11 protein-coding genes and 2 pseudogenes are annotated in these 14,569 nt (G+C 63.3%); 5 read left to right on the top strand and 8 right to left on the bottom strand.

Translation table 11 applies throughout. The features are described from left to right. Positions 1-2: 2 nt before the first annotated feature. Complete coding sequence (locus ACQY4S_RS02565; RefSeq protein ID WP_428483624.1) at positions 3-1,202, bottom strand: aromatic amino acid transaminase; 1,200 nt, start codon at positions 1,200-1,202, stop codon at positions 3-5. Positions 1,203-1,372: 170 nt separating this feature from the next. Here ACQY4S_RS02565 and ACQY4S_RS02560 point away from each other — a divergent pair, with 170 nt between their 5' ends. From ACQY4S_RS02560 to ACQY4S_RS02550, 3 genes and pseudogenes are all read left to right on the top strand, one after another. Then, positions 1,373-1,894: a c-type cytochrome gene (locus tag ACQY4S_RS02560; protein WP_428483623.1), complete on the top strand. Its 522-nt coding sequence runs from the start codon at positions 1,373-1,375 to the stop codon at positions 1,892-1,894. 177 nt (positions 1,895-2,071) lie between these two features. Further along, positions 2,072-2,887, top strand: a complete 816-nt coding sequence (locus tag ACQY4S_RS02555) for a Fic family protein (RefSeq protein ID WP_428483622.1) — start codon at positions 2,072-2,074, stop codon at positions 2,885-2,887. A gap of 166 nt (positions 2,888-3,053) precedes the next feature. After that, positions 3,054-3,793, top strand: a pseudogene (locus ACQY4S_RS02550) (IS630 family transposase); the annotation flags it as partial. Positions 3,794-3,832: 39 nt separating this feature from the next. Here ACQY4S_RS02550 and tnpC read toward each other — a convergent pair. The 3 genes from tnpC to tnpA form a co-directional block, all read right to left on the bottom strand. Further along, positions 3,833-5,407 carry an IS66 family transposase gene (gene tnpC, locus ACQY4S_RS02545; protein WP_428483621.1) on the bottom strand — a complete coding sequence of 525 codons (1,575 nt, stop codon included), beginning with the start codon at positions 5,405-5,407 and terminating at the stop codon, positions 3,833-3,835. Positions 5,408-5,468: 61 nt separating this feature from the next. Continuing rightward, the gene (gene tnpB / locus ACQY4S_RS02540; RefSeq protein ID WP_428483620.1) at positions 5,469-5,816 is read right to left on the bottom strand and encodes an IS66 family insertion sequence element accessory protein TnpB; all 348 of its coding nucleotides are present in this window, start codon (positions 5,814-5,816) and stop codon (positions 5,469-5,471) included. Continuing rightward, on the bottom strand, positions 5,813-6,301 hold the full coding sequence (gene tnpA / locus ACQY4S_RS02535) for an IS66-like element accessory protein TnpA (RefSeq protein WP_428483619.1): 489 nt from the start codon (positions 6,299-6,301) through the stop codon (positions 5,813-5,815). The genes tnpB and tnpA overlap by 4 nt, the downstream gene beginning before the upstream one ends. 60 nt (positions 6,302-6,361) lie before the next feature. On the opposite strand from tnpA, the pseudogene ACQY4S_RS02530 reads away from it, so the two are divergent. Further along, positions 6,362-6,694 (top strand): annotated as a pseudogene (locus tag ACQY4S_RS02530) (transposase); the annotation flags it as partial. A 150-nt stretch (positions 6,695-6,844) separates the two neighbouring features. Here the strand turns inward: ACQY4S_RS02530 and ACQY4S_RS02525 are convergent. The 4 genes from ACQY4S_RS02525 to ACQY4S_RS02510 form a co-directional block, all read right to left on the bottom strand. Beyond that, entirely contained in the window at positions 6,845-8,677 is a 1,833-nt protein-coding gene (locus ACQY4S_RS02525) for a TRAP transporter large permease subunit (protein WP_428483618.1), read from the bottom strand. Between the two features lie 6 nt (positions 8,678-8,683). Next, a complete protein-coding gene (locus tag ACQY4S_RS02520; RefSeq protein WP_428483617.1) occupies positions 8,684-9,706 on the bottom strand; it encodes a TRAP transporter substrate-binding protein in 1,023 nt (340 codons plus the stop codon). Positions 9,707-10,240: 534 nt separating this feature from the next. Then, entirely contained in the window at positions 10,241-10,702 is a 462-nt protein-coding gene (locus ACQY4S_RS02515) for a BLUF domain-containing protein (protein WP_428483616.1), read from the bottom strand. After that, on the bottom strand, positions 10,699-12,369 hold the full coding sequence (locus ACQY4S_RS02510) for a putative bifunctional diguanylate cyclase/phosphodiesterase (protein WP_428483614.1): 1,671 nt from the start codon (positions 12,367-12,369) through the stop codon (positions 10,699-10,701). The genes ACQY4S_RS02515 and ACQY4S_RS02510 overlap by 4 nt, the downstream gene beginning before the upstream one ends. 471 nt (positions 12,370-12,840) lie before the next feature. Between ACQY4S_RS02510 and ACQY4S_RS02505 the strand changes: the two genes are divergently transcribed. After that, positions 12,841-14,412, top strand: a complete 1,572-nt coding sequence (locus tag ACQY4S_RS02505; protein ID WP_428483613.1) for a methyltransferase — start codon at positions 12,841-12,843, stop codon at positions 14,410-14,412. The last annotated feature ends 157 nt before the right edge of the window (positions 14,413-14,569 follow it).

Genomic DNA, 14,569 nt, shown 5'->3' with positions numbered 1-14,569 from the left:
CCTCACGCCGTCCGCGTCACCGCGGCGATCGCTTCGGCCACCGCTTCGATATTGGTATCGTTCAAACCGGTAATGCACAGGCGGCCGGAGCGCAGCAGATAAATTGCATGCTCCTCGCGCAGGTGGTCGACCTGCCGAGCGGTCAGGCCGGTGTAGCTGAACATGCCGCGCTGGCGCAGCAGGTAGCCGAAGTCGGCGTGTTGCACGCGCCGGGTCAGAGCGGCGTGCAAGGCAATCCGCATCGCCGTCATCCGGTCGCGCATCTGGCCGAGGTCGTGTTCCCACGCTGTACGCAGGACCGGATCGGTGAGCAGCCGCGTGACGATCTGGCCGGCATGCACGGGTGGGCTGGAATAGTTCTGCCGCACCGTCGATTTCATCTGTCCCAGCACCCGATCGGCTTCCTCATTGACGCCACAGACAATGCTGAGTGCGCCGGCTCGTTCACCATAAAGACTCATGCTCTTGGAGAAGGAGTTGGTGACGACGAAGCCGAGGCCCAGGTCCGCCAGCAGGCGAACGGCGAAGGCATCCGCCTCGATGCCGTCGGCGAAACCCTGATACGCGAGATCGAGAAACGGGATCAGCGCGCGGTCCCGCAGGATGGGCGCCAGTTCAGTCCATTGCGCTTGTGTGAGATCCGCGCCTGTCGGGTTATGGCAGCAGGCGTGCAGCAGCACGATGCCTTGCGCCGGCAGTGCGCCGAGGGTGCGCCGCATGGCATCAAACCGCACGCCACCGTTGTCTGGGTCGTAGTACGGATAGGTCTCGACCGGGACACTGGCCCCTTCGAATACCGCACGGTGATTGTCCCAGGTCGGGTCGCTGACCCAGATCGAGCTTGCGGGAAACCAACGGTGGAGGAACTCGGCGCCGATTTTCAGCGCGCCGTTGGAGCCGATGGTCTGGATGGTCGCCACGCGGTTGCCTGTCACCGCGGGATGCGTGGCACCGAACAGCAGGTCCTGCACGGCGCGGCGAAAAGCCGAGGATCCTTCCATCGGCAGATAGGGGCGGGCGGTCTTCGTCGCGGCCATCTGCTGTTCAGCCTGATGCACCGCGTCCAGTGCCGGCACTCGGCCGTCCTGATCCAGGTAGATGCCGATCGACAGGTTGACCTTGTGCGGCCGGGGATCGGCCTGGAACGTCTCGTTCAGGGTCAGGATCGGATCGCCGGCGTAGGGTTCGACGTGCTGGAACATGGGGTCCTTGGAGGGAGTCAAAGGAGTGCGAGCCGAGGTACGATCTCGGCGGCAGCCAGCATACTGTCTTGCCAACGAGATGCGTTAAACATATCGAGGGCGCGGCTCAACGATCACGGCCGATGCGGCAGCCATCTCGGGGCTCGGGCCCGCATGCGGTGGGAGGTTTTATGTTCAAAGGCTTCGTCCTGGGCGTCGTGGCGGTGATCGTGGTCACCGCCGCTTGCGCCTACATTGTCCTGGTCACCGGGACTGTTCCGGCCGCGGCGAACGGCAAGCCGTTGCCATTGGAGGCGTGGGCGGCGAGAACCTCCCTGCGCGCGACCCTCGCGAAGAATGCGCCGGCAGGCCCGAACCCGGTGCCGCTGACCGACGCTAATCTCATTGCCGGGATCGGGCTTTACGGTCAGCACTGCGCGATCTGCCATGGCACTGCCAAGGGTGACGAGTCTGCCTCGCCGGTGGCCAAGGGCGAATATCCGACTCCTCCGCAACTGGCGTCGGATGGCGTTGAGGACGATCCCGAAGGTTGGACGGTGTGGAAGCTGGAGAACGGCATTCGTTGGAGCGGCATGCCAGCCTGGAAAGCAACGCTGAGCAGCGAGCAGATTTGGACGCTCGCCTTGTTCCTGAAGCACATGGACAAGCTGCCGCCCGCAGCCGAACAGGCGTGGCAGCAGGTGCGGAATTGAGGGCAGCCGTGCTGACGGTAGCGAAAGGTGCGGGCAGGAATGAGTAGGAGACGTGCGGCAGCGTGTCAGGCACAATGGGGGCCTGAAACCGGTGGCATTACGAAACGTAGGAAGTTCGCAGCACGAATTAACCATTAAAAGACTTGACCTTCTGCTGCTGAAAACATCTGCAAAATCATGGCAGATTTTGACGGGAGAGACGTGGAACAGCTGCTTCAAAGTATCGCGGAGAAGAAGGCCGAGCTTGACCGATTGCGCGTTCGTGCGCCCGGAGGTCTCAGCAACTTCGAACACAGCCAAGACCTAGAGCTTACCTATACGTCCAACGCGATCGAGGGGAACACGCTTACAGCGGTTGAGACGACATTGGTTGTCGAACAGGGCATTACTGTCGGTGGCAAGGCGCTCAAGGATCATCTTGAAGCCATCGATCACTTCGCGGCCCTAGGTTATGTGCGCGAGCTGGCGCGACAGACTGACCCATTTACGGAAATGGACGTGCGCAACCTGCATCGTCTGGTAATGCTCCGCTCGGACCCCGAGATTGCCGGACGCTATGCCGATCAGGGCCGCTACGTGTTGACGGACGTCGGCCGTCATGGTTTTCCGTCGCCGGCCGAGGTGCCAGCGCTGATGGGTAATTTTTCACGTTGGCTCGGTAGCGCTGCCGCAACGCCGGAAACCGCGTTCACGGCGCATCGCCAGCTTGTGGATATTCATCCGTTTAACGACGGTAACGGTCGCACGGCCCGACTTCTAATGAATCTGATCCTTATCCGCGGCGGCTATCCGCCCGTCGCCGTGCAACCACAGGACAGAGCCACCTACATCGACGCCTTGCAGCACGCGCAGGCCGGACGGGGCCACGAGGCATTCGATCGGCTGCTGCACGAAAGGCTTGATGCAACCTTAGGAACGTATCTGAGCGCCTCTCGCGAGGCGCTGCCCCAGTCCAAACCATCCGCTCGCCACGGGAATGATAAGCCCACCTGATGAAAAATGCTCGGATTGACCCGCCTTGGTGGACACCCTGAAGCTTTCGCCAGAGGTGTTTTGTTGTGCCTAATACCAACCGACAAATGAGCTGACTCGTACGTGATTTCCGCCGGCTCGGGGCGTCGTGGTGGTTTGGTCCAGCTTGATGACGGGTGGAACAGCCATGACGATACAGATCACGCGACGGGAGCACGATGCCGGCGCACTGCGCTGGCAGGCTGGCCGCACAACCGAGGCGCCGGTGGCGCGGCGACTTCTGGCGCTGGCGCTGGTGCTGGAAGGTCATAACCGGACGGATGCCGCGAACACCTGCGGGATGGACCGGCAGACGCTGCGCGACTGGGTAATCCGCTATAACGAGCACGGCATTGCGGGTCTATCAGACCGTCCGCATGGCGGCGGGGCGGCGGCGAAACTGTCTGTCGAGGAGACGGCGCAACTGGCGATCTGGGTTGGCAAAAAGCCGACTGTTGCTGAAGATGGCGTCGTGCGTTGGCGGTTGTGCGACCTGCGGGAGCGGATCCTGGCGCGCTTCTTTGTCCTGATGGATGAGCGCAGCGTCGGGCGGATTCTGTCGGCATTGGGGTTCAGCCACATCTCGGTTCGGCCGCGTCATCCCAAGGCGGATGCCGAAGCGCAGCAGGCGCATAAAAAAACTTTGCCGAACTGGTCGCGGCTGCCATTCCGCCGGCCGCGCACGGCAAGCCGATCGAGCTTTGGTGGCAGGACGAAGCCCGCGTTGGTCAACAAGGCAGCCTGACCCGCATCTGGGCGGAACGCGGCAGCCGCCCCACAGCACCGCGGGATCAGCGTTACCACTGGGCCTACCTGTTCGGCGCGGTCTGCCCGGCGCGGGGCGTCGGGGCTGGGCTCGTGCTGCCGCACGCCAACGTCCACGCGATGAACCGTAAGCGTCGTGCCAACTCCACTGGTGTTTTGATGCTATCCCGTGTTGACACCAACTGGATCAGGATTCTTCCAAATCCACGGCAGCAGGCTGCGTAGTTGGTTCTGCTTGGTGCGGCCTGACACGATGCGTTCGAGCATATCGGTCAACCACGCCATGGGATCGACGTCATTCAGCTTCGCCGTCTGGATCAACGTGGCGACGATGGCCCAATGCCGCCCACCGCTATCGGCTCCGGCGAACAACGCATTCTTGCGTCCGAGGGCAACCGGACGCATGGCGCGCTCGACCGTGTTGGTATCCAACTCGATGCGGCCGTCGTCGAGGAACAGAATTAACCCGCCCCAATGGTTGAGCGCATAACGGATCGCCTGTGCCAGGGCGGAGCGACCCGATATGCGGCCAAGTTGCTCGTTCAGCCAGATGTACATGGCCGCAACAAGCGGGCGGCTGTGCTGTTGCCGTGCCTGGCGGCGTTCGTCGGCGGACTGGCCGCGAATGTTGGCCTCGATCGCATAAAGAGCCGCAATCTGCCGCAGTGCCTCTTCGGCGAGCGGTGATTTGGTAGCGATATGGATGTCGTAAAACTTTCGGCGTGTATGAGCCCAACAGAAAGCCAGTTGGGTTGCGCCGTCCGGGATCGCCGTGACCAGGCGGCCGAACCCGGCATAACCATCGACCTGGAGCAGACCACGGAATCCCTTTAGATGCACCGCCGGATGATCCGCCTTGCGGTCTTCGCTGTAGACGTAAGCCGCGGCGGAATGGCCCGGCCCCTGCCAGGAGCGATTGTCGACGGCATAGCACCATAACCGTCCGGTCTTGGTGCGTCCCCGGCCGGGGTCGAGCACCGGCAAAGTGGTATCATCGGCAAACACTTTGGGCGACGACAGTACCGTGCTCAGCATCAGTTCGTGCAGCGGGGCCAGCCACCAGCAGGCCCGGCCCACCCAGTTGCATAACGTCGAACGATCCAGCGTCACACCCTGACGGGCGAAGATCTGCGACTGGCGATACAGCGGCAGATGATCGGCATATTTGTTGACCAGCACATGCGCCAGCAGCGCCTCGGTGGCCATGCCACCATCGATCGGCCGCTCCGGGGCGGGCGCCTGCACGACGGCTTGCTCGCAGGCCCGGCAGCCATAGCGCGGACGGCGGATCACCCGCACCCGCAATTGGGCAGGAACGTAATCCAGCATCTCCGCCCGATCCTCACCGATCGGATGCAGCGTGCCGCCGCAGCAGGGACACGCCTTGTCTTCGACATCGATAACGACCTCAACCCGCGGCAGATGTGCCGGCAACGCGCCGCGGTTGCGCTGCGGCGGCTTTATCGGACGCGCCACTGGTTCGGCATCCGACGCCGCCACCGCTGGCGGCGGTATCGCCGCTTCCAACCCGGCTGCCTGCTCGGCCAGGGATTGCTCCAGGTCTTCCAGTCCATGCTGCAATGTCTCGTCGTCCAACTGCTCGGACCGGCGGCCAAACCGATTGCGTTGCAGGCCGGCGATTAGCAGTTGCAGCCGCTCGATCTCGGCCAGCGCGGCGCGCAGGATCAGCTGCAACGTCGCCGGATCGCCGGGTAGAGCGGTGGGAGCGGTGAACACGCTCGGAGGCTGGAGTATCGGCGCAAAGCGGCGCCAATGAATCCTGCGTGAGCCGCCGCGCTCAGCCTGCCAGTTCCGGGCGGCGCACCCGCTGCGGCATCCGCCAGTCAATCCCTTCCAGCAGCATCGACACCTGTGCAGCCGTCAGCGACACCCGCCCAGTGGTCGTCACCGGCCACACGAAGTGGCCCTTCTCCAGCCGTTTGCTGAACAGGCACAGGCCCTGACCGTCATACCAAAGCAGCTTGACCAGACTACCGCGCTTGCCGCGGAAGGCGAACAAGGCGCCGCTGAACGGGTCCTCCGCCAGCACCTGCTGGGCCAGCATCGCCAAGCCATCCATCCCTTTGCGCATATCGGTGTGCCCGCAGGCCAGCCACACCCGCGCACCCAATGGCAAGCTGATCATCCGCGCAGCGCCGACAGCACGCGTCGCAAGGCACGGGGATCGACTTGCGCGTCCACACGCAACGTCGTGCCGTTCGGCAGAACGATCTCGATCAGACCGGCCGGTTGGGCCGATGTAGGGGGTGGCGTCGGCGCCGGGATCATGCTGCCTTCGACGTGCGGCATTGTCCTGCCAGCCGCCACTTCAACCCGGGCAAAGCGTCCAAGCATCGGCGCCGCGACACTCGGCTGCGCCGCCAGCAAGGCCTGTCGCCAGCTATAAAGTTGACCGGTGCCGATGCCGTGCTGACGCGCCACCTCGGTCGGTGACGCACCAGGCGCCAGGCTCTGCGCCGCGATCGTCTGCTTCTGCTCAACCGTCCAGCGTCGGCGCCGCTCACCGCGGGTAATCAACTCGACCGGCGGCGTGCGAGCGCTCTTATGACTGCTCGTATGAGCGCTCTTTGGCGCCGCAGGCATCGCGGCTGGGTTCGCGTTCGTCTCCATGAGACAAACCCATCACATTTTCAGCCGTCAGCGCCAGGTGGGCCGAACGCGACGCTTACGATGAACCTGCACCTGCAGGAAATCAGCACCCAGGTCGCCGAAGGTGCATTCGCCGTGCTGACGCTGGACGGCGCCGGATGGCACCAGACGGGCGACCGCTTGGAGGTGCCCGAGAATATCGGGCTGTTGCACCTGCCGCCCTACTCGCCGGAGTTGAACCCCGTCGAGAACGTCTGGGAATTCCTGCGACAGAACGACCTCAGCAACCGCGTCTACGCAACCTCTGAAGCGATCATCGACGCATGCTGCGTGGCTTGGAACAAACTCATCGCCGCACCAGAGCGTATCCGATCAATCGCCACACGGGACTGGGCAAAAACGGTCACCTCATGAGTCGTTTGGTATAAGCCATACCAACAGCCCTTGATGTTGACTGATAGCCGGTCAACGGCCGTCGGTATCTTATTGATTTCGCGCACGGCCGCCCCACCAGCCCCGCGCGTATATCAGTCAGCCTTTCGGGCCGCTGGTATTACGCCCACCTCAGTACCCCAGCGCATGCGGCAGCCATAGCGTGATCCCCGGCACGAACGCGATCACCAGCAGGCACGCCAGCAGCAACCCCAGATACCCCAGCATCGGCTTGACCGTGACCTCGATCGGCACGCCGCCGATCAGGCAGGCGCCGTACAGCCCCAAGCCCAGAGGCGGCGCGAACAGCCCGATCCCCATGGCGATCACCAGCACCACGCCGTAGTGCAACCCGCTGATGCCGAGCTGTGCCGCCACCGGCACCAGTAGCGGGCCGAAAATGATCAGCGCCGCCGCGCCCTCCAGCACCGAGCCCATGACGATCAGGATGGCGATCGACAGCAGCAGGAATACCCAGGTGCCGCTGCTGCCGGACAGCCGGATCATCGCCTCGGCCAACATGTGCGGCACCTGCTGCAAGGTCAGCATGAACGCCAGCGACTGAGCGGCGGCGACGATGAACAGCACCAGGCCAGACCGCGTCGCCGCATTGACGAAACTGCCCAACGCGGCACGAAAGCCAAGTTCCCGGAACACCACCCCGCCGACGACCAGCGCATACAGCGCGGCGAAGGCGGAGATTTCAGTCGCCGTGGCGAAGCCGGATCGAAACCCGCCAAAGATGATGGCGATCAGGCCGAGTGTCACCGCCGCCCCACCCCACAGCTTCGCCAATGGCGTCCGCGCCTCCGTCCCCACCGCCGCCGTTCGACCGCCGAACAGCACGGCGACTGTGACCAGCGCTACTGCCATCAGTCCGGCCGGCAGCAGACCGGCCATGAACAGCCCGCCGATCGACAGGTTGGCGACAAAACCCAGGATGATCAGGTTGATGCAGGGCGGAATGGTCTCCGCCATCACCGCCGAGGCCGCGAGCAGCGCCACCGCGCCGCCCGGGTTCTGCCGCGACCGCCGCGCCGCCGGGATCAGCACCGACCCCACCGCCGCCACATCCGCCATCTTCGAGCCGGAGATACCTGAAAAAATGACCATCGCCAGCACCATGACGACGTTCAGCCCGCCGCGCATGCGCCCGACCAACCGCTCCAGCAGCTCAATCAGGCGGACGGACATGCCGTTCGCCTCCATCAGGTAGCCGACCAGGATGAAGAACGGGATTGCTAGCAGAACGAAATTGTCGATGCCGCGGGCCATCTGCTGGGCGAAGATGACACCGGGCAGGGTGCCCTCGACCCAGATGTAGATCAGCGCCGACAGCGCCAGGGCGAAGCCGATCGGCACGCCGCCGACCAGGCAGACGACGAAGCCCGCCAGCATCAGCGGGCCGGCACCCGGCATACTGTCCGGCGCCAGGGCGCTCGAGGCGAACCAGACCGCCGCCACCAGCGCCAGGACCACGACGGAAATAACGGTGTCCACCACCGCATGACGCAACACCTGGAACAGCGCGAACAGCGCCATGCACACCGCGCCGACGCCCATCGGATAGAACGTCAATTCCAGTGGCAAGCCGGAGCCGGTGGTCTGCCCCATGGTGAATTGCCCGAGTTCCAGCGCGTCCAGTGCGATGCAGGCAGTCACCACCACTACCAGCACCGCCCCAAGCGCGTCGGTCAACCGGCGGCCGCGCGGCGCTAGCTTGCCGACGAAGAATGCGACCCCGACGTTCTCCCCGCGTGCCAGCGCCCCGGCGGCGCCGAAGAAACTCAGCGCCACCATCAGACCGCGCGCCACGTCGTCCGCCCATTCCAGCGGCGCATCCAGCATCGTGCGAGACAGCACGGAACCGGCGACCACCAGCAGATCGGCCGCCAGCAGCAGCGCGGCAACGGTATCAACGACTTTCAGCAGCGGCCTGACTATGACCCGGTCGAAGCCCGTCATTTGGTTTCAGGCCGTGGTACCGCGGATGGTGTCGACGATCGGCTTGGCATCCGGGTGCGCCTTCACGAACGCCGCGGTCTGCGGCAGCACACGCTGGCGGAACGCCTCCCGGTCGCAGTTGATGACAGTGACGCCTTTGCCCTGCAGGAACGCCAGCGCATCCTTTTCCACCGCCAGACCATGCGCGCGGGTATCGATCGCGGCTTTTCCCGCCGCGTCGATAAAGCCCTCGCGCAGCTTCGGGTCCATCCGGCGGAAGGTCGCATCGCTGAAATAGGTGACCAGGGGTGAGTAGATGTGCTCGGTCAGCGAGTAGAATTTCGTGGTCTCGTAGAACTTGCTGGCGACGATGGTCGGCGGGTCGTGCTCCAGCCCGTCCAGCACGCCGGCCTGCAGCGCGGTGTAGATTTCGCCGAACGCCAACGGCGTGGCGGCGGCGCCCATCAGCCGCAGGCACTCGGTGATGATGGGATTAGGCAATGTGCGGATCTTCAGTCCGGCGAGGTCGGCGGGCCCGTTCACCGGCTTCTTCGCCAGCACGCTGCGCGCGCCGAAATTGTAGGCCCAACTGATCAGGTGGATATTGGCACCCTTCAGCAGCGCGGCCTCCACCGGCTTGGCGGCGCCGGCATCAAGCGCGGCGGTCTGCTGCGGATAGCTCTGGAACAGGTAGCCGAGGTCATAGACGCCGACCAGCGGCACCAGGTTGGCCGCGATCGAGGTGCCCGACACCATCATGTCGATGACGCCGAGCTTGACCGAGTTGATGACGTCAATTTCCTGGCCGAGCTGGTTGTCGGGAAAGAACTGCACGGTGATCCGGCCGTCGAGCCCGTTCGCCGTCAGCGCCTTCAGCAGGTTGTCGTAGTAGACGCGTCCGTTGGCGTAGCGAGGGTCGTTTGCCTGGGACGACGACAGCTTCATGGTCATGCCGGCGGCGCGAGCCTTGCCGATGATCGCGGGCGCCACGGCGACACCGACGGGCAGTGCCGCGGCGCGGCGCAGGACGGTTCGGCGGGTGATACGCACGGTTGTCTCCTTCCCTGAATCAGCTCTGCCTGGGCGGCTGACGTTCGTTGTCATTGCAGTCTACGCCGGGTGCGCGGACTGCCACAAGGCACGCCCGGCGGAGCACTGCCGACGAGGACGGGTAGCAGTGGTCCGTAATCCCTGCTGGTTCCACGGGTCGACGCTCTGCCACGGCACGCCTTTCGCCTTCCGGTCCTCAGCCACCTGGATCGACCAGAACGAGCGGCTCGACGGCATCGGGACATCTAGGCCGGTAGCGGATCGCCAGGATGCCGCTCGTCGGGCGGCCGATGATCGTTGCCTGGGTGACGCCAATGGTCGCGAGCAGCGCATGGGTGTTCCCGGCGAGCCGCCGGAAGCTGTATTGGTCGTGGGCGGGGTTATCGACTTGCAGAAGCTGATCTGGTCGGGCACGGCCCCCGGCAGCCCGCCTGGGTCAGCGTGGTGTCACCGATTGCGGTTCGGGTTCATACGAATCTCGGGGTTCAGAATGCCCGCCTGCCAGACCAACAGGAACATCCGGAAAACGATGCTTCACCCGATGTGACGATCCTGGGGCACGCCGCTTTCCTCCTCAAGCACCAGCCGATGCAAGGTCTCGAACAGAGCGTCACCCGTCATGCGCGAAGGATCGTAGCCGCTCTCGTTGGCAACGGCGGCATAGCGCACGGCCTCCGCGGCACGATCACCGACGAACCCCATCGACCACCGCTCAAAAGCCCGCCCGGCGGCCGGGGCGAAGGATAGTACCGAGACTTCCCCGTGCTGCTCGTCCTGCTGGATACGCTCGAACGTATGTGCCACCGCGGCCTGTGGACCTTCCAGCACTTGCGCGAAGCAGCCTGCATTGAACATCAGGGCGCCGGTGACACCGACGCGCGCGTTGTTGCGACGGCTTGCCGCCAGAATGCGTTGAATGGCCGCGGCCAGGTCTTCAGGCGAACTGGAAGCACGATTGCGACTGTAATAGACCAGCCTGTGTATCGTCTCGGTCATAAGCCTTCTCCGGCAGTGTCGGTCAGCGAAACAGGTAGCCTCATCAGGGCGGCTGCATCCGCGGCCGGTATTGGACGGCCAGTCAAATAACCCTGTACCGACGTGCAGCCCTCGGCCCGCACGCGGTCAAGCTGTTCCTTTGTTTCAACACCTTCGGCGGTTGTCGTCATGCCCAGGCTCGCGCCAAGGGCTGCCACGGCGCGCACGATGGCGCCAGAGCCGGCGCTGTGGTCGGCACCTCGCACGAACGACTGATCGATCTTGATCTTGTCGAACGGAAACTTCTGGAGATAGCTCAGCGACGAATATCCGGTGCCAAAATCGTCCATGGAGATCCGGATGCCCAGCGCCTTCAGCTCGTGCAGCACCTGCAGAACCGTATCGGTGTTGTCCAGCAACGCGCCTTCCGTGATCTCTACCTCAAGGCGCGACGGATCGAGCTTCGAGGCCGCGAGCGCCGATTTCACCGTCTGCACCAGTTTGCCGCCACGAAATTGAATCGGAGAGATGTTCACGGCGATGGAAACCGGCCGCGGCCAGGAGGCAGCTTCCCTGCAGGCGGTTCTGAGCACCCATTCCCCGATCGCGGCGATCAGCCCGATCTCCTCGGCAAGGGTAATGAACAATGCTGGCGAAACAAGACCGCGTGCCGGGCTGCGCCAGCGGATCAACGCCTCGAACCCGACCAGCATGTCGGACTCCAGATCGATCTGCGGCTGATAGAACAACTCCAGCTCTTTCAGCGCCAGCGCCCTGCGCAGATCCATCTCGAGCAGGCGCCGCGCCTGCACCTCGACATCCATGCTGTCCTGGAAGAAGCGGAACACCCCCCGCCCATCGGCCTTTGCCCGATACAATGCCAGGTCCGCATGCTTCAGCAACGTTTCGGCGTCATCGCCATCGCTTGGTGCGATGGCCACGCCGACACTGGCGCCGATCGTGAGCATATGGCCTGCCGCGATGTACGTGCGGCTGATCAGGTCGACCAGACGGGCCGCCAGGGCCTCGGCCGCTTGCGGCTGAACCGCGTTGGCTTGCAGGATGGCGAACTCGTCGCCACCCAGGCGGGCGATCATGTCATCGGCACGCGCCGCGGCCCGAATACGTTCCGCGACCTTGATCAGCAACGCGTCACCCACTGAATGGCCGAGCGTGTCATTGACTGATTTGAACCTGTCGAGGTCCAGATAGACGACCGCCACCGAGCTGTTGCCAAGCCGGGCCTGGGCGAGGAGTTCACCCAGGCGAGTGTGCAGGCTGGCGCGATTGGCCAACCCGGTCAGTGAGTCCGAGGCCGCCCGCTCGGCATCCTGTACATATAGGGTAACGTCGAAAAGCGTGACGACCGTACCGCCGTCGGCCAACGGACGGCTGCGGCCGTCGAGTATGCGACCATCCGACAGGCCAATGCGGATCGGTTCGCTGGCGATCCCGGCCTCCACCGCCCGGGCAAGGTCGCCACCACCTGACGCACCGGACAAGCCGAACAGCGCGCCAAGTCCAAGGCCAATCGGGTGCAAAGGGGTGAGAAAGGCGCTGGCACTGGCGTTGGCGAAGATGACGAGGCCGCCTGCATCCACCACAAGCACCCCGGTCGCGAGTTCGGCATACGCCTCGGCCGGGCCATTGGCCAGCATCCGGCTTACGGGCGTAAGCAGATCGTCCATCTACACTCTCCGATGAGCATGAGCTCGAATCACCTGATCTCAGAACGACATCAGAAAATTGCTATAGACAAAGAAACATTTATCCTGATTTGCATTGCAAGTATAGTCGACGGAAAATGCTGAGTTTCTGGATCCCATTCGCTCCGCATATAGGCGGGGGTTCTCTCAAGAAATCTTGTACATCAAACGTCATGATGTGGGGAAGAAATAAATTTCGCGAATTTAACCAGATCGTCGCCCGTCAATTTGATTACGATATGGCTAGCATCTTGATAACGAGTATAGCATCAGGACCTTACTGGAAGACGTAACGGCCTTACCGGTTAATCCGGGGGCCTCAGTCCGCCGATCCGCCCGCTGACTGATCAACAAACTACCAACGCTCAACAGCTTCATGATCTCGGTTGCGCTGGAAATGAGCGGTCATGCACGTGTAAGCACGATGATCACGTTAAAACAGGACGTTTTAGAATGGCTGACGTTTGCGACCATGCGCTGCCGGGACAGCCAGACCGCAGCCTGATGTCGACGCCAGAAGTCCCCGGCCTGGACCTGTTGCAGTGTCCGGTCTGCGGCGGACCCCTGAGCCTTGGCGCCATTGGGAGGATCGCATGTCGACAATGCCACGCGTCCGTGCCGGTGCGCGAAGGTATCATCGACTTCGTGGCCGGGTCCGCATCCACTGACCTTGATCATATTGACTATGATCAATTCTACGCCATAACGGAGAAGAATTCAGCGCATCTTTATCGTATCATCAAGGCGTCGGCCGGGCCGTTGTGGCCAATGAGCCTTGGCGATGCGGTGGAAATCGGTTGCGGCACGGGTGGCTTCACCATGGCCGTGCTGCGGGAGACCGCGGCCTCCAATGTCATACTCACCGATATATCGACAAAAATGCTCGGCTTATGCCGCGCGCGGCTGGCCCGCTTCGCCGATCTGCGCGCCAACAGCCTGACGTTCGCCACCTATGGCGGCAAGCAAGCCTGTTTCCGGCCCGACGCCTTCGATACCTGCTTTGGCACCGCCGTCGTGCATCACATCACGGATGTCCCGGATTTCCTGGCACAGGTGCAGCGGCTTCTGAAGCCCGGAGGCCGAGCCTTCTTCATGGAACCGAACTTGCGCTTCCATGCGGCCCTGACGGCGACGCTGGCGATGATCCTGGGGGAATGGCTCAGCCATGGCACGGTGCCGCGGGCGGATATCAGCCGCATGGCGAACTGGCTGGCGGAGGTTCATTGCAACATCGTGAACAGCGGCGACCTCGATGTCTTGGTCGAGCGCGAGGACAAGCACCTGTTTGTCGGCGAGACGTTCGAAGCAATGGCCGAGGCTGCCGGGTTTGGCGTGGCTTCGGCCTTGCCGGGCGGCCTCGATCCGACTGGACTGAACACCGTCGGGACCTATCTCGACCAGACTGGCGTCAGCCATGCAACACTTGATCGGCTGCGCGCGAATTGGCCCGCGGCCCAGAATCAACATTTTGGGTCGCTCCAGCCAAGGGATCAGTCGCCAAGTTACCTTTTCTGGCTCCAGAAGAAGACGCGGAAGAAACCAGTTTGGCAAGCCGCGTCACGCCGGCTTGGAAGCCCACTCCCCGCAAGCACAATGCGTCTCGGGTCATGCGCTGCTGAAGCGGGACCGCCGACGCAATTGTGCCTGACGTTTGCGCTTCGGCGGCATGCGGAAGGTCTGCAGCTTGAGGTGGACGGATGGTGTCTGACCGCCGAAATGGTCAAGTCGCTGCGGGTCACCGCTGGTGGACAGCGCAACAAACTACCGATCTGGCGGCCGCGGCTGGATGTGCAGACAATGCTGAACCGCGACCGTCGCTATCCGGCCGTGCATGCCTTGTGTTCAGGTGTAGAAGGAAAGCTGCCGGTGGCAGACGTTGCTGCCGGCAACAAGCCGATCCAGGTGATGTTCGACATCGTGACGGTGGATGACCGCTTGCTGCGCGGGCGGAGCATCATGCTGGTGCCGGATGGCGATAGCCGGACGATCCAGATCGACAGCCTTGGCGAACCACAGGTCGACTAATGTCCTGCGTCAGGAGTTCGCCATAATGGGCGAACTCCTGATACCGGCTACCAAGTCTTTATTTTCAGTGGCCTGCTTATCCCCTCCGTCCGTCATAAGATATGACGAACTTCGGGGGCAGGACATTAGGGGCCGGCCCTGCTCAAGTCAGTGCTAA

This window comes from Rhodopila sp. (genome assembly GCF_965276935.1).
Classification (GTDB): domain Bacteria; phylum Pseudomonadota; class Alphaproteobacteria; order Acetobacterales; family Acetobacteraceae; genus Rhodopila.
Note: the sequence above shows the minus strand (reverse complement) of the source record. Positions and strands in the feature narration are given on the sequence as shown.